This window comes from Mesorhizobium sp. B2-4-15, from assembly GCF_006658505.1.
Taxonomy (GTDB): domain Bacteria; phylum Pseudomonadota; class Alphaproteobacteria; order Rhizobiales; family Rhizobiaceae; genus Mesorhizobium.
In genome coordinates this window covers 57180-72601 of the sequence record NZ_VFUZ01000006.1, presented here as the reverse complement: position 1 = coordinate 72601, position 15422 = coordinate 57180, and the positions used below count along the sequence as shown (strand labels likewise).

At 63.6% G+C, this 15422-nt stretch carries 17 protein-coding genes; 5 read left to right on the top strand and 12 right to left on the bottom strand.

Features of this window, described 5'->3' with window-relative positions; genetic code table 11:
* Positions 1-26 precede the first annotated feature (26 nt).
* The 3 genes from FJ930_RS09465 to FJ930_RS09455 are packed head-to-tail and all read left to right on the top strand — an operon-like array spanning position 27 to position 2822.
* Positions 27-1172: an ATP-binding cassette domain-containing protein gene (locus FJ930_RS09465; RefSeq protein ID WP_141837051.1), complete on the top strand. Its 1146-nt coding sequence runs from the start codon at positions 27-29 to the stop codon at positions 1170-1172.
* On the top strand, positions 1165-2022 hold the full coding sequence (locus tag FJ930_RS09460; protein ID WP_141837049.1) for a 2-aminoethylphosphonate ABC transporter permease subunit: 858 nt from the start codon (positions 1165-1167) through the stop codon (positions 2020-2022). Before FJ930_RS09465 ends, FJ930_RS09460 begins: the two co-directional genes overlap by 8 nt.
* Before the next feature lie 2 nt (positions 2023-2024).
* Positions 2025-2822, top strand: a complete 798-nt coding sequence (locus FJ930_RS09455) for an ABC transporter permease subunit (protein WP_141837047.1) — start codon at positions 2025-2027, stop codon at positions 2820-2822.
* A 10-nt stretch (positions 2823-2832) separates the two neighbouring features.
* Here the strand turns inward: FJ930_RS09455 and FJ930_RS09450 are convergent, their stop codons facing one another.
* The 8 genes from FJ930_RS09450 to FJ930_RS09415 all read right to left on the bottom strand — a co-directional run bounded on the left by FJ930_RS09450 (position 2833) and on the right by FJ930_RS09415 (position 10152).
* Positions 2833-3279, bottom strand: a complete 447-nt coding sequence (locus FJ930_RS09450; protein WP_141837045.1) for a MaoC/PaaZ C-terminal domain-containing protein — start codon at positions 3277-3279, stop codon at positions 2833-2835.
* Positions 3280-3287: 8 nt separating this feature from the next.
* Positions 3288-4361, bottom strand: coding sequence for a Gfo/Idh/MocA family oxidoreductase (locus FJ930_RS09445; protein WP_181763337.1), 1074 nt, complete (start codon positions 4359-4361; stop codon positions 3288-3290).
* Positions 4357-4686 (bottom strand): L-rhamnose mutarotase, encoded by a 330-nt coding sequence (locus FJ930_RS09440; RefSeq protein WP_140743695.1) that lies wholly within the window; start codon positions 4684-4686, stop codon positions 4357-4359. The genes FJ930_RS09445 and FJ930_RS09440 overlap by 5 nt, the downstream gene beginning before the upstream one ends.
* Before the next feature lie 10 nt (positions 4687-4696).
* Entirely contained in the window at positions 4697-5809 is a 1113-nt protein-coding gene (locus FJ930_RS09435) for a mandelate racemase/muconate lactonizing enzyme family protein (RefSeq protein ID WP_141837041.1), read from the bottom strand.
* 5 nt (positions 5810-5814) lie between these two features.
* Positions 5815-6912 (bottom strand): sn-glycerol-3-phosphate ABC transporter ATP-binding protein UgpC, encoded by a 1098-nt coding sequence (gene ugpC, locus FJ930_RS09430; RefSeq protein WP_141837038.1) that lies wholly within the window; start codon positions 6910-6912, stop codon positions 5815-5817.
* A 4-nt stretch (positions 6913-6916) separates the two neighbouring features.
* Complete coding sequence (locus FJ930_RS09425) at positions 6917-7783, bottom strand: carbohydrate ABC transporter permease (protein ID WP_140743689.1); 867 nt, start codon at positions 7781-7783, stop codon at positions 6917-6919.
* A gap of 17 nt (positions 7784-7800) precedes the next feature.
* Positions 7801-8697: a sugar ABC transporter permease gene (locus FJ930_RS09420; RefSeq protein ID WP_141837036.1), complete on the bottom strand. Its 897-nt coding sequence runs from the start codon at positions 8695-8697 to the stop codon at positions 7801-7803.
* A gap of 135 nt (positions 8698-8832) precedes the next feature.
* On the bottom strand, positions 8833-10152 hold the full coding sequence (locus tag FJ930_RS09415; RefSeq protein WP_141837034.1) for a sugar ABC transporter substrate-binding protein: 1320 nt from the start codon (positions 10150-10152) through the stop codon (positions 8833-8835).
* Positions 10153-10320: 168 nt separating this feature from the next.
* Here FJ930_RS09415 and FJ930_RS09410 point away from each other — a divergent pair, with 168 nt between their 5' ends.
* Both FJ930_RS09410 and FJ930_RS09405 read left to right on the top strand, forming a co-directional pair.
* Positions 10321-11106 (top strand): IclR family transcriptional regulator, encoded by a 786-nt coding sequence (locus FJ930_RS09410; protein ID WP_141837032.1) that lies wholly within the window; start codon positions 10321-10323, stop codon positions 11104-11106.
* 66 nt (positions 11107-11172) lie between these two features.
* The gene (locus FJ930_RS09405) at positions 11173-12012 is read left to right on the top strand and encodes an amidohydrolase (RefSeq protein WP_141837030.1); all 840 of its coding nucleotides are present in this window, start codon (positions 11173-11175) and stop codon (positions 12010-12012) included.
* A 6-nt stretch (positions 12013-12018) separates the two neighbouring features.
* Here FJ930_RS09405 and FJ930_RS09400 read toward each other — a convergent pair whose 3' ends face one another.
* The 4 genes from FJ930_RS09400 to FJ930_RS09385 are packed head-to-tail and all read right to left on the bottom strand — an operon-like array spanning position 12019 to position 15418.
* Positions 12019-12987, bottom strand: a complete 969-nt coding sequence (locus tag FJ930_RS09400; RefSeq protein WP_141837028.1) for an ABC transporter permease — start codon at positions 12985-12987, stop codon at positions 12019-12021.
* A 1-nt stretch (position 12988) separates the two neighbouring features.
* Positions 12989-13933, bottom strand: a complete 945-nt coding sequence (locus FJ930_RS09395) for an ABC transporter permease (RefSeq protein WP_141837026.1) — start codon at positions 13931-13933, stop codon at positions 12989-12991.
* Positions 13930-14688, bottom strand: coding sequence for an ATP-binding cassette domain-containing protein (locus FJ930_RS09390; RefSeq protein ID WP_141837024.1), 759 nt, complete (start codon positions 14686-14688; stop codon positions 13930-13932). The genes FJ930_RS09395 and FJ930_RS09390 overlap by 4 nt, the downstream gene beginning before the upstream one ends.
* Entirely contained in the window at positions 14681-15418 is a 738-nt protein-coding gene (locus FJ930_RS09385; protein WP_141837022.1) for an ATP-binding cassette domain-containing protein, read from the bottom strand. The genes FJ930_RS09390 and FJ930_RS09385 overlap by 8 nt, the downstream gene beginning before the upstream one ends.
* Positions 15419-15422 lie beyond the last annotated feature (4 nt).

Genomic DNA, 15422 nt, shown 5'->3' with positions numbered 1-15422 from the left:
AGGGAACCAGTCGGGAGAACAACGCCATGTCGGCCGTCGCCTTCACGGGTACCAGTGTCATGGATATCGACGCCGCGAAGGTTCGCGGCGCCGGTTCCAACGTCCACTTCGACAAGGTCAGCGTCGCCTATGGCGCGCATGTCGTGCTGCATCCGCTGACCCTGGACATCGCACCGGGCGAGATCCTGGCGATGATCGGCCCTTCCGGCTCAGGCAAGACCACTGCCTTGCGGGCCGTGGCCGGGTTCGTGCGGCCGGCAAGCGGCCGCATCCGCATCGGCGCCACCGACGTCACCGACCTGCCGCCTTATGAGCGTGGTCTCGGTATGGTGGTGCAGAATTACGCGCTGTTTCCGCATATGCGGGTCGAGGACAACGTTGCCTTCGGCCTCAGGGCACAAGGCGCCGACAAGGCGCTGATCGCCGAGCGGGTCAAGGATGCACTCGGCACCGTCGGCATGTCTGCCTTTGCCAGGCGCTATCCGCGCGAGCTTTCGGGCGGCCAGCAGCAGCGTGTCGCGATTGCGCGGGCTCTGGCGGTGCGGCCGCGCGTGCTGCTGCTCGACGAACCGCTCTCGGCGCTCGACGCGCAGATCCGCCGCAACATGGTCGAGGAGATCGCTCGCCTGCACCGGAGCCTGCCGGGCCTGACGATCCTCTATGTCACCCATGATCAGACCGAGGCGCTGACCCTCGCCGACAAGATCGCCATCATGCGCGACGGCAGGGTCTGTTCGCACGGACCGACGACGGAACTCTACCGCCGTCCGCCAAACCGTTTTACCGCCGAGTTCCTCGGCCGCGCCAACCTTCTGCCGGTGACGGTTGAAGAACCTGTCGGATCGAAAGGCTTTGCCACCGCAAGGCACGGCGATGCCGTGCTCACCGGCGCCGGTCGTGACGAGAAGGCCGGCGACAAGAGCCTGCTCTGCATCAGGCCGCAGCACCTCAGCCTGACGGCCGACAGCGAGCACACCAACCGCATCGTCGGTACACTCAGGGAAGTGCACTGGCAGGGCGAACTGACCCATCTCGTGCTCGATGTCGACGGCACGCCGGTGCGCGTCTCGGCAACGAAACTGCCCACGGCGTTGCCGGAACCCGGCGCCAGGGTGCCGCTGTTTTTCGCACCGGCCGACACGTCGCTGCTTCCGGAAGACGCCGGTGTCTGAGGCTGTCGCCATCCGCGCGCCGGCGATCAGGCGAGAGCCCGGCAAATTCTGGATCGTGCCGCCGGCGGCGCTGCTGGCGCTGCTGTTCTTCTACCCGCTGGCGCTGATCGTCCGGCAGGCCTTCCTTGACGACAGCGGGGTCGCCAATGTCGCCGAGATCATCCGTGTCCTGCATTCGCGCTTCTTCCTCAACGCACTGATCAATACTGTGACCATCTCGGTCGCCGCCACGGCCGGATGCCTCATCGTCGGCCTTGTGCTGGCATTGATCCTGGCTTTCGTGCCGTTCCCCGGCAGCGGCTTCATCGCCCGGCTGATCGACACCTTCATCGCGCTGCCGACTTTCCTGGTGACGCTGGCTTTCACTTTTCTCTACGGCTCCGCCGGCATGCTCAACACCGGGCTGATGGAGGCCTTCTCGCTGCCGTTGCCGCCGGTCGATTTCCTCTATTCTACCTGGGGCGTGGTGCTGGCCGAAGTCACCGTCTACACGCCCTTCATCCTGCGGCCGCTGCTCGCCGCCTTCTCGCTGGTCGATCGCGGCCAGATCGAAGCCGCAAGCGTGTTGGGCGCCAGGCCTTTCCGCATCGTCCGCCAAGTCATCCTGCCGGCCGCGGTGCCCGCGCTCATCGCCGGCGGCAGCCTCTGCCTGCTGTTGACCGTCAACGAATTCGGCATCGTGCTGTTCATCGGCGCCAAGGGCGTCATCACGCTGCCGCTGCTGATCTACGGCAAGGCGATCCAGGAATCGGCCTATCAGGTCGCCTGCATCATCGCCGTGGTCAACATCGCTCTGTCGCTCGGTCTTTTCGGCCTTTACCGCTTCGCCGCCGGCCGGTTGGGGGTCTAACCATGCTGGTCTGGTCGCGCCCTGGTCGCATCGTGCTGTGGGTGCTCTTCGCGCTGATCTTCGGCGTGCTGTTCCTGGCACCCCTGGCGGTCATTCTTTTGTCAAGCCTCGCCGACCAATGGAACGGGGTGCTGCCCAATGGCTTGACGACGGAGCACTACGCCGACGTCGTCAAGGGCGCGGCCTGGAATTCGGTCAAGGCGAGCCTCATCACCGGCTTCCTGGCCAGCGCATTGGCGCTGGTCAGCGGCACCTGGGCGGCCCTTTCGCTTCGCCTTCAGGGCGATGCCTTGAAGCAGCTGCTTGGCCTGCTCTTCTTCATTCCCAGCGCCGTGCCGTCCGTGTCTGTCGGCCTTGGTCTGCTGGTTGCGTTCAGCCATCCGCCGCTGCTGCTCAACGGCACGGTGGCGATCGTGATGATCGCGCATTTCGTGCTGATCTCGGCTTTCACCTTCGGCAACGTCTCGGCCGGTTTGGCACGGCTTTCGCCCGATTTCGAACAAGTGGCGTCAAGCCTCGGCGCGCGGCCCGCATACCGGCTCTGGCATGTCACGCTGCCTCTGCTGGCGCCTTATCTCGTCGCTGCATTCGGCCTGAGCTTCGCGCTGTCGATGGGCGAACTCGGCGCCACCGTCATGGTCTATCCGCCGGGCTGGGTGACGCTGCCGGTCTCCATCTTCAGCCTCACCGACCGCGGCGATATCTTTGCTGGTGCGGCGCTCACCATGATCCTGGTGGTGGCGACGCTGGTTCTGCTGCTCGGGCTGGAACGCGTCACCGCGCGCGCCACCGGTTCGTGAATTCTGAGGTTCAGGCCGGCTTGCGCTCGACGATGTAAATGTGGTCGGCCGCCAGCACGACTTCGCCGCGCTGATTGATCACCTCGCAGCGCTCGATCACCCGTCCTGAACCTGGGCGCTTTACGTCGTCCTCCTTGGCCGTGATGGTGGTGCGCGTGCGGATCGTGTCGCCGATGAATACCGGCTTGATGAAGCGCAGCCGGTCGTAGCCATAGGAAAAGGCGACGGGGTTGACGATAGCAGCCGTCAGCCCGATGCCGACCGAAAACACCAGCGTGCCATGAGCGATGCGCTGGCCGAACGGCGTCGTCTTCATGTACTCGGCATCCATGTGATGCGGAAAGAAATCGCCGGTGTGGCCGGCATGGACGACGAAGTCGGTTTCCGTGATGGTGCGGCCGCTGGTGAGACGCGTAGAGCCGATCTCGTAGTCCTCGAAATAAGTGATCTGTTCCATATCCTGCCTCACGGCCTTTCAGCGATTGGCGTCGCCGGCGCCGCACTCGATCTATAGGCGGCCTCCACCAGCGCCATGGTGTTCCATGCGTCTTCGACCGAGCTGACCAGCGTGTCATCTTCACCAGATGCAAAGCGCTGCACATTGGCCATACGCCCGACGAAGGCATCGGGAAACCAATCGCCGGCCAGTGGCACCGCGACCCAGTCCGTGCCGCCCTTCGGATAGATCTCGAGAACATCCGGCTCGCCTGCGGGATAATCGAGGTTGAGGCCGAGCTTCAGATAGGCAGCCCCTTCGGTGCCGCAGATACGGAACTCGCAGGCCTGGTGCCGCCGGCCGAATTTGTGGTCGTGGTTGATCGACAGCGCGCAGCGCACCGTGTCACCATAGTCGAGAATGGCGCTGGTGCGCGTCTGCGCCACCTTATGGTTGGGATGGCCGAGTGTCTTGGCATGCACCCCCTTGGGGTCGCCGAGCAATTGCCGGATCAGGTCGAGATAGTGGATCGAATGCATGGCGATCTCGACACGCGGCGCCTTGAGCAGGAATTCCCATAGCTGCCATGGTGTCGCCAGCGCCAGCCAGGCGTCGAAGTCGACGACCGCGCCGAGCCAGCCCTTGGCGATCGCATCCTTGAGCGCCAGCATCATCGGCGCGAAGCGCAACTGGAAATTGACCGCCGCCTTGAGGTCCTTGGCGCGGCAGATTTCGAGGATTTCGGTTGCCTCGCCGAGATAGTTGCCCATCGGCTTCTGGATCAGCGCCACCGCCCCGTCGGGCAGAGCCTTCAGGATCTCGGCGTGCCGTCCCGGCGGCGTCGCCAGGTCGAAGATCGCGTCCTTGACGGCCGCGGCTTCATCCACCGAGCGAAACGCCGTCACCCCCCATGTCTCGGCCAAGGTTTGCGCCTTGGCCTTGTCTGGATCGTAAAATCCGGCGACCGGGAATCCGGCCTTCTTGTAGGCTGGAAAATGCGCGTCGCCGACGATCGACCCGGCGCCAAAGGTGACGATCGGCCGGGGCTTCAATGGTCTTGGCCAGGATTGGACGAGTGAGGCAGGGTCGAAACCGCCCTCAATCATGATGGAAGACCTCGTCCATTGAAGCCCACCATTCGCCGTCCTTGCGGGTCGCCAACGGCTCCTGGCAGGGCATGCAGACCGCCCACCATTCCTGCGTCTTCGGGTCTGCGGCCATCTTGGCCATGTCGGTCGCATAGTCGGTGCCGTGGTATTCGAAGTAGCTGAACAGCAGGTTCTCCGGCCGCTTCAGGTAGATGGAGTAATTCTTGATGTTGCAGGCCGAGATCATGGTCAACACGTCAGGCCAGACCGCGGCATGCAGGCGGACATATTCCTCGACCTTTTCCGGCTTCAGACCGAGCATCATTCCCATCCGCTGCATGTCCGTTCCTCTATTTGGTTATCGCCGTGGTGAATTCGGCGATGCTCATGGCCTTCACCGCGTCCCAGTCCCAATCGATGCCGATACCAGGCTCGTCTGGCGCAAGCGCATGCCCATCCTCGATGCGCATGCGCTTGCCGGTCAACTGGTCGAGTTGCGGAATGTACTCGACATATCGGCCGTTCTGAACAGCGCAGGTCAGGCTGACATGCAGTTCCATCAGGAAATGCGGGCAGACCGGAATGTCGAAGGCCTCCGCCGCATGCGCGATCTTGAGCCAGGGCGTGATGCCGCCGATGCGGCCGACATCAACCTGCACGATCGAACAGGCTCCTTTCTGCATGTATTCGCGGAAGTGACGCATCGAGTAGAGCGACTCGCCGATGGCGATCGGCGTCGGTGTCGAGTTCGACAGCCGAACATGGCCATCGATATCGTCGGCGGGCAGCGGCTCCTCGATCCAGGCAAGGTCAAGCTCGCGCAGCCTTGCCGCGCGCCGGATCGCCTCGTCGACGGAAAAGCCCTGATTGGCGTCGGTCATGATCTCGTAGCCGTCGCCAACGGCCTTGCGCACCGCCGACAGGCGGGCGAGATCCTCCGACCCATGCGGCCTGCCGATCTTCACCTTCGAGCCGCGAAACCCCTTGGCCTTGGCGGCCAGTGCGTCGTCGACCAGCGCCTGCGTCTCGATATGCAGCCAGCCGCCTTCGGTCGTGTAGAGCGGACAGCGGTCCTTGGCGCCGCCAGCGAGTTTCCACAGCGGCAGGTTCTGCTTCTTCGCCCGCAGGTCCCAAAGTGCCGTATCGATCGCCGCGATGGCGATGGCGGTGATGGCGCCGATGGTCGTTGCATGCGTGGCGAATTCGAGATCGTGCCAGATCGCCTCGATCATGTCGGGATCGCGGCCGATCAGGCGTGGCGCGAGATGGTCGGACAAGAGCCGCATCACCGACGAGCCGCCGGTGCCGATCGTATAGCTGTAGCCGGTGCCGATCGCGCCGTCGGAATCGGTGATCGTCACAACAGGCGTTTCCTGGCTGACGAAGCTCTGGATCGCGTCGGTGCGCCTGACCTTGGGCACAAGGTCCACCATCCGCAGTTCTACCTTTTCGATTCTAGCCATGTCGGTCAGCTCCGCAATGTCTTTCCGGTGTCGGCGGCAAACAGATGCGCCTGCGACAGGTCGAGGCTCATCGCTACTCGTTCGCCCGACTTCAGCGGTCTCGGGTTCAGCATGCGCGACACCCAGTCACTGCCGTTGAATTCGACGAACACCAGCGTCTCGTTTCCGAGCGGCTCGGTGACGGTGATCGGCAGTTCGATCTGGTGCACGTCGGCGGCATCGCCGGAGCTGATGCCGTGTCCGGTCGGGTAGATATCGTCTGGCCGCAGCCCGAACACCACCTTGTCGCCGGTCGTCACATTGGCCTTGAATTGGTGGGGCAGGGGCAGCTTTTCGCCGCTGGCGAAAACCAGCTGGCCGTCATCGACCCGCGCCTCGTGCAGGTTCATCGGCGGCGACCCGATGAAGCCAGCGACGAAGCGCGTCGCTGGCCGTCGGAACACCTCGTCGGGGGTGCCGACCTGTTCGATATGGCCGTCGCGCATGATGACGATACGGTCGGCGAGCGTCATTGCCTCGACCTGGTCGTGGGTGACGTAGATGACCGTCGACCGCACCTTGGCATGAAGCTTCTTGATCTCGGTGCGCATCTGCGTTCTGAGCTTGGCATCGAGGTTGGACAGCGGCTCGTCGAACAGGAACACGTCTGGATCCCGCACAATGGCACGGCCCATGGCGACGCGCTGGCGCTGGCCACCGGACAGTTGCGAAGGGCGGCGGTCGAGCAGCGTGTCGAGGCCGAGGATGGCCGAGGCCTCGGCGACGCGCCGGTCCATGTCTTCCTTGGCAGCACCGGCGATCTTCAGCGAGAAGCCGAGATTTTCGCGCACCGTCATGTGCGGATAGAGCGCGTAGGACTGGAACACCATGGAGATGTTGCGCGAGCGCGGCGGCAGGTCGTTGACGACGCGTCCGCCGATCTCGATCGAGCCGGCGCTGATCTCTTCCAGACCGGCGATCATGCGCAGCGTCGTCGACTTGCCGCAGCCGGATGGGCCGACCAGCGCGATGAATTCGCGGTCGGTGATGTCGAGATCGATGCCGTGCACGATCTCGATATTGCCGTAGCGCTTGGTCAGCTTTTTGAGGGAAACCGTTGCCATTCTGTCAGCCTTTCACCGCGCCGGAGGTCAGGCCGCCGACGAGATGTTTCTGGACAATGTAGGTGAGGGTGAGCGCCGGGATGATCATCACCACGGCGAGCGCGCACATGCCGCGCCAGTCGATGGTGAACTCGGCCGTGTAGTCGAGCAGGCCGACAGGCAGCGTCTTGGCGCTGACTGATCGGGTCAGCTGCGAGGCCAGCGCGAATTCGTTCCAGCAGGTCAGGAAGGCGAAGATCGCCGCCGATGCGATGCCCGGCCCGGCAAGCGGGAATTCGACCTGCCAGAACGCCTGCCAGCGCGTGCAGCCGTCGATCTGCGCGGCCTCTGCGAGGTCCTTCGGCACCTGGCGGAAGAAGCCGTCGATCAGCCAGATGGTGAACGGCACGTTGAGCGCGACATAGGCGAGGATCAGCCCGAAATGCGTGTCGATGATGCCGAGCCGCACATAGAGGAAGAACAGCGGCAGCGACAGCGCGATGCCGGGCACGGTGCGCGTCAGCATCAGGCCGAGGAAGACGCTCGATTTGCTACGGAAGCGGTAGCGCGCGAAGGCATAGCCGCCGGCCATCCCGATGGCGACCGCTATGACCGTCGAGGTCACCGAGACGATCAGCGAGTTGCGGAAATATTCGATCACCGGGATGCCGCCCTTGCCGATGCCTGAGAACATGGCGACATAAGCGTCGAACGAGATCTCCTTAGGGATCCATACCGGCGGCTTGGCCATGATCTCGACGGTTGGCCGCAACGACGAGATGACGATCCAGAGACCGGGCAGACAGATGGTCAGCATCGCCAGGAACAGGCCGATCCGATAGACGATGCCCAGCAGCCGGCGCTTCAGGCGGGCGGAAGAATTCTCGTCCATTCTCAAGACGCCGCCCTTCACCACTCAGCACCGATCTGCGTGCGCGCCGCGGCGAGCTTGTTGAAGAAATAGACGGTGAAGGCGATCGACAGCAGGATCGAGAAATAAGCCATGGCGTTGGCCATACCCATGCGCCCGTCGCTATAGGCGGTGCGCGCCACCAATGTCCAAAGCAGCTCTGTGCGGCCCGCCGGTCCGCCATCGGTCATTATCTTGACGATGTCGTAGGCGCGCGCCACGTCGAGCGAGCGGATAGTCATGGCGATGTAGGCGAAGGGCATGACGAAGGGCCATGTCACATAGCGGAATGTCTGCCACGGCGTGCAGCCGTCGACGCGCGCCGCCTCGACCGGTTCCTTGGGCATGGCGAGCAGGCCGGCAAGGATCAGGATGGCGAAGATCGCCGTCGACGACCAGATCTCGGCGATCGAAATGGCGATGAACGCGAGATGCCCCTCGATCAGCCACGGTATGGCATCCCCGGTGATGCCGAGCGACTGCAGAGCGTTGTTCACCAGGCCGATATTGTCGTTGAACATGAACTTGAACTGGAAACCGACGAGGATCGGCGAGAACATCATCGGAAACATCATCAGCGTGCGCAGGATGCGCTGGCCGCGTGTCGCCTTCTCGACCAGCATGGCGAGGCCGAGGCCAAGCAGCATTTCTAGGTTGAGCGCGATGGTCAGCAGCAGCACGGTGCGCCCGAAGGCCCACCAGAAATCCGCATTGGACAGGATCGAGAGATAGTTCCGGAAGCCGACGAAGACGAAGAACGTCTCGGGCTTGGTCAGGCGGAAAGGCGTGAAGCTGGAATAAAGCGACAAAATCAGCGGCACCACGACGACCGCCGCCAGCACGATGATGGCTGGAAGCAGCAGCAGGAACGGCGCGGACGGCTTGAAGCCCTTCATAAGGATTCCGTGACATGTTGTTTTGGTTGTCGGCGTCCTCGTCGAACCAGGCGACGGAAGCACCACGCGGCGCACTCATTCAAGACGCGATCGCCTCCCCCAGTGCTGATGGGGGAGGCAGCCTTGGGAGTAGTGTTAGAGTTTACCGGCGTCCTGCAGAATCTGGGTCGCCTTGGCGGCGGCCTCGTCCAATGCCTGCTTGGAAGTCTTGTCGCCGAGGATCGCCGCCTGCAGTTCGGGATAGACGGCGTTCGAGATCTCGATCCATTCGGGCGTCTGCGGCACGGCGAAGGCGTGCTTGGCTTCTTCCTGGAAGGCGGAGAGAACCTCCTTCTTGTAGGGATCGTTGGCTGCCTGCTGCAGGTCCCAGTCCCAGACCGCGGTGCGGGTCGGCAGCGGGCCCGCGGCGGCCTCGAGCTTCTGGCTGTCCTCATTGGTCAGCCACCATACGAGCGATGCGGCGGCCTCCTTGTTCGGGCAGTTCTCGGTCACAGAGAAGCCATGGAAGCCGGACCAGCCGGTGCGCGTGCCGGACGAACCCTTCGGCGCGACCTTCACGCCGACATTGCCGGCGACCTTGGACGACTTCGGGTCATTGAAGAAGCCGGCCCAGCCCGGCCAGTCCAGGTTGATGGCGACGGTGCCGGAAGCAAAGCCCTGGCCGAGATCATCCCAGAGATAGTTGGTGGTTCCGGCCGGCACGGCCTTGGCCTTGTAGAGGTTGACGAACCAGTCGAGCGCCCGGATGCCGGCCTCGGAGTTGAAGACCGGCTTGCCATCCTTGTCGAGATATTCGCCGCCCTCGGCGACCACCATTTCATAGAACCGGCCGTTGATCGCCTCTTCCTTGCCGGCGAACTGCGTGCCGTAGAAATTGGGCGGGTTGGCGAAGAACTCGGCCTGGTCCGTTACTTCCTTCCAGGTGTCCGGCGGCACCAGGTCATAGCCGTATTTCGCCTTGAACTTCGCCTTGTTGTCGGCGTTCTCGTAGAGGCTCTTCTGGTAGTAGAGCGCCGAGACGTCGAACTGCGCGCGCGGCAGCATCTCGAGCTTGCCGTCGATGGTCGCCGCCTTGATCGTCGACGGGACGAAGGCGTCGATCTCCGACTTCGGCAGCAGCTTGCTGAGGTCGGCGTAGAGGCCCGTATATTGCGGCGCGAAGGACGAATGGTTCCAGCCGACGCACCAATTGGTGCTGCCCGAGGCGATGTCGGATTTGAGCTCCTTGTCGATGTCGAAGCCGTTCTTCTTGGTCAGGATGTTGACCTTGGCGCCAGTGGCTTTCTCCCATTCTGGAATGCGCTCGTAGAGCTTTTCATATTGCTGGCCGCCGATCAGCTTCACGTCGACGGTCACGCCTTCGAACTTGCCGGGCAGGTCGCCGGCAAGGGCAGTGCCAGCACCTGACGCAAGCACCAATGCACCGGCGCACACGCCGGAAAGCAGTCTGTTCATTTGGTTCCTCCCTGGGTGCGCCTTGGTGGCGACCGCAACTTATCCGCGTGACAAGAAGTGCTACATTCATATACAAACAAAACATTCATACGTACGTCAAGGCGAAATTTGTTTCCGACACCCACGTTCCTGCGTATATGAAGAATTAAATTCACTGGAGGGATACCCATGGACGACAGCGAAGACGAGCGCTACCGCGCGCCGGCGCTCGACAAGGGGCTCGACATCCTGGAACTGTTGGCGGGTGTCGACGGCGGCCTCACCCAGGCCGAAATCGCCAAGAAACTCGACCGCAGCCCCAATGAGTTCTACCGCATGCTCGACCGGCTGGTGCGGCGCGGCTACGTCACAAGGCTTGACGGGGATCGTTATTCCCTGACCCTGAAACTGTTCGGCCTGGCGCAGTTGCACGCGCCGGTGCGGCGGCTGGTCTCCTACGCCACACCGCTGATGCGCGAGCTGGCCGAGACCTCGCAACAGGCCAACCAACTTGTTGTTTTTGATCGCGGTTCCGCTGTCGTCATCGCCCAGCAGGAGGCGCCGAACTACTGGGGTATCTCGATCCGGGTCGGCTCCCACATCAGCCTGTTCGATACTGGTTCCGGCCACGTGCTGCTCGCCTTCCGCTCACCTGAGGAGCGGCAGATGATGATTTCCGAACACGTCCGCAGCACCGACAAGACCGCGCAATCGGCCGAATTCTACGCCCGCTTAGACCAGATCCGCGACCGCGGCTATGAGATGATGGCCTCGATGCAGACCGCCGGGGTCTATAATCTCTCAGCACCGGTGCGCGGTTCCGACGGCAAGGCGATAGCGGCGCTGTCGATCCCCTACATCAGCGTGATCAACACGCCTTCGGCACCGGATATGACCAGGACCATCGAGCTTTTGCTGGCCACGACCGGGAAGCTGTCACACCTGGCCGGATCGGCTGTCGGCGCGGCGGCATGAATTCTTATTTGAATGAAGAATTCCTCCGTGAGATGATTTGAAAATGCTGGAGGGAGGAGCCTTACCATGATCATCGACACCCATCTGCATCTCATCGATCGCTCGGCCCTGCGCTATCCCTGGCTTGCCGGTGTGCCGGCGCTTAACCGTGATTTCTCCTATGACGAGTACGCCGCGGAGGCGCGGCGTGTCGGTGTCGAGCGCGTGCTGCATATGGAGGTCGATGTCGATGCCACCGATATCGAGGCTGAAACCAAGCGCGTCGAAAGCCTGTCGCGGCAGGCCGGCAGCATGCTGGCCGGAGCGATCGCCTCCTGCCGTCCGGAAGAGGCCGACTTTGCCGCCTATCTCGAGCGGCAGCGGACCAATCCCTTCGTCAAGGGCTTTCGCCGCGTCCTCCACGTCGTGCCCGATGACCTGTCGGAAGCTGCGCTGTTTCGCGACAACATCAAGCGGCTTGGCGGCACTGGCCTGACTTTCGACCTCGTGGTGCTGCCGCACCAGATTCCCAAGGCCATCGCGCTGGCCGATTTGGCGCCCGACGTGCAGTTCGTGCTCGACCATTGCGGCGTTCCCGATATCAAGGGCAATGGCGAGCATCCCTGGCGCGACCATATGAGCGAGATCGCGCGCCGGCCGAATGTCGTGGCCAAGGTTTCCGGTGTCGTCGCCTATGCCGATCCCGGCAGTTGGACCGTCGACACCCTGCGGCCCTATGTCGAACACACGGTTCGTTCGTTTGGCTGGGATCGCGTCGTCTGGGGCAGCGACTGGCCGGTCTGCACGCTTGGTGGCGGCCTCTCGACCTGGGTGGCCGCGACACAGGCGCTGCTTGCCGGCTGCGGTGTCTCGGAACGCGACAGGCTGCTGTCGGGAAATGCCCGCAAGCTCTGGCGGTTGGAATAGTCGCCTTCAGATGGTAGTCGAGACGTGCCGTTCGCGGCCGTAGAGCGAGACCAGCAGCACGATGATGAGGCCGAGCGCGGCCTGTACCGCCGAGGGCTGGAAGCCGAGCCCGATCAGCAGCGTGTTGATTTCGGTCAGCACCAGCACGCCGGCGATCGTGCCGAGATAGCTGCCACGCCCGCCGACCAGCGCGGCGCCGCCGACAACGACGGCGGCGATCGTCTGGAACAGATAGGGCTGGCCGACATCGCCATAGGCCGAGCCGGTGAAGCCGAGCAGTAGCACGCCCGCGACAGCTGCGAAGAAGGCGCTTGCCGCATAGGTGACCATCCACATGCGAACGGGATCGATCAGTGCCAGCGGCGCGGCGCCCGGATTGCTGCCCAGTGCGTAGAGCCGCCGTCCATAAGGCGTTCGCTCCAGCACCAGCACGACGAATGCCGCCAGCACGACGAGACTAGGCACCAGCCACGGAACGGGCAGGGGGCCGGCCGATCCGCCGATCGATACGAAGCCGGAAACCACCGGTGGCGCGGAGCCTGACGGGAAACCGGCGGTCCACAACAGCACCAGCCCCTGCACGATCATGCCGATGCCGAGGGTGACGATAAGCGGCTGGATGTCCAAACTGCGCGAGATCAGGCCGTTCAGTCCGCCGATGACGAGCGCCAGCACGCCGACGAGGGCGCAGACGAGAAAGAAGTTCCAACCGTCACCGTAGAGCTGCGCCGCGACGACATTGGCGAAGCCGATGACGAAGGGGATCGAAAGATCGATCCCACCCATGATGACGACCAGCGTCTGTCCGATCGAGGCGACCGCGAGCAGCGAGGCCAGCACCAGCATGGCGCGCACCGCGAACGGCGCCGAATAGCCTGGAATGAGAATGGTGCCGGCAAGTTGCAAAAGCGCCGCGACGCAGAAAGCTCCGACGACGCGGGCATTGGTTGTCGCGAACAGATTTCGGCCGGCCATTTCAGCGTGCCCTCATGGCTAAACGTTCCTGCAGGGCGGTCAGCATCACGGCCAGCACCAGTATGGCGCCATAGGCGATCTGCAGCACGAAGGTCGAGACGTTGAAGGTCGTCAACACGCTCTGCAACAGGAAGATGTCGACGGCGCCGACAGCGGCGCCTGCCACGCCGCCACGTCCGCCGGCGAGGCTGACGCCGCCCAGCGCGACGGCGGCGATGGCGATCAGCGTGTAGGTCGGCCCGATATTGGGATCGGCGGAGCCGATCAGCGCGGTCAGCATCAGCCCGGCGCAGCCGCCTAGGATGCCCGCCATGACATAGGCGATGAGGCGCACGCGCGTGACATCGACGCCAGCGGTATAGGCCGCGCGGTCGTCGCTGCCGACCGCCATCAGCTGATCGTAATAGGGCGTGCGCCGCACCAGCCCCCAGCCGATGAACATCAATAGAAGAGGCAGCAGCGACCACGGCCCGGCCAGCGCCTTGAGCCATGCGGGCGCCGGACCGATCGGAGCCGGCAGGATCGTCAGCGTAATGCCGGTGAGGATCAGATAGGTGCCGAGCGTGGCGACGATCGGCTGGATGCGCACCACCGTCGCCAGGAAACCGTTGGCCGCGCCGACCAGCGCGCCAATGAGCAGGGCAGCCGGCACAAGCAACAGGGGCGACGAGATGCCGGCCTTGAGGAAAAGCACTTGGATCACGACAGCATTGACGAAACCCATCAGCGGCCCGACCGAAATGTCGATGCCGCCACGGCCGGCGAGAATCACCGGCGTCGAGGCGATTGCCGCACCGATCAAGGGAGCGGCCAGTCCGACCAGCGCGCCCCAGGACCCCGGCTGGAAGCGCGCCGGGCTGAGGATGAGATTGACCGCAAGCAGGATGATCAGCAGCACGACAGCGAAGCCGACGCTTCGCGAAATAGACGAAAGGCGCGGGTTCATGCAGAGCGTCCGAACATGGCTGTTATCACGCTATCGGTATTCATCGCTTCACCCGAGATTTCCGCGGCAACCTCGTTTTCCCTGAACACCAGCACGCGACCACAAAGCAGAAGAATCTCCTCGATCTCGCTGGACAGGATGACGAGCCCCATGCCGTCGGCGGCGAGACCGCGAAAGACATCATAGAGAACATGCCGGGTCGCCACGTCGACGCCGCGCGTTGGATCGTTGAGAAGCAGGATTGATGGCTCCAGCGCCAACGCCCGCGCCAGCAGTACTTTCTGCTGATTGCCGCCCGACAGCGTGGTGATCGGTGCATCGGGCCGGGGTGCCACGATCGAAAGTTTCTTGCGATAGACATCGTAGCGCGCCTTGCGCGCCGCCGGACTGATCAGGCCGAGGCGTGTATCGCGCGAAAGCGTCGCGACGGCGAAATTGTCGAGCACTGACTGCGTCGGGAAAATGCCGTTCGCACGCCGGTCGCGTGGCAGATAAGCGATGCCGCTGGCGACGGCCCTGCGGAACCCTGTGATCTTGTGCGACGAGCCGGGCACGGCCAACTCGATCGAGCCACCGAGCGGCGGCGCGAGGCCAGCGAGCATCTTGAGGAACAGTTCCTGGCCATGACCGTCGAGGCCGGCAAGGCCGACGATCTCGCCGGGAGCGATCAATTGCGTGATCGGGCTGGCTTCAGTCGCGATGACGAGGTCGCGGATGGCGAGCCCGCGAAAATCTGAGGCGGCGCGATCAGCCATGCGCCAACTCCGCTGCCGTGCGTGGCGCCATGGCCTTCAGCAGTTCCGCCGGTGTCGAGGCGCCGCGCTCTTCCGTGCGCACGACGCTGCCGCCACGCAGGATCGAGATGCGATCCGAAAGCGACATCACCTCGTCCATGCGGTGCGTAATGAACAGGATGAGGCAGCCTTCACCGGCCAAGGTACGCATCAGCGAGAACACGGATTCACGGTCGGCGAAGTCGAGCGCGGCGGTGACTTCGTCAAGGACCAGGATTTTGGGGTTGCGCACAACCGCGCGGGCGAGGACCACCAGTTGCTGGGCGGCGAGCGGCAGGCGACCGGCCTGTGTGTCGAGGGGCACGTCGGTGACGGCGAAGCGTTTCAGCGCGGCTGCCGCCCTGTCGCGGCGCTTATTGCGGGGCACCGTGCGCCGCAACAGGCCGTCGAGGCCGAGTAGGATGTTGTCCGTCACGCTGCGGTCCGGTGCGATCAGCACTTCCTGAAACACCGTGGCGAAACCTTGTGCCTGGAAGGCCGAAGGGTTGCTGCCTGAAAACGGCCTGCCCTGCAGAAGGATTGTACCGCTGTCCGGCTGGACGATGCCGGACAAGAGCTTGACCATCGTGCTCTTGCCCGAGCCGTTCTCGCCCAGGATGGTGTGGATGGTCCCCGCCCGGAACGCGATCGAAGCGTCCGCGAGCGCGACCGTCTCGCCATAGCGTTTGGACGTGTTTCTGATTTCAAGCATGCCG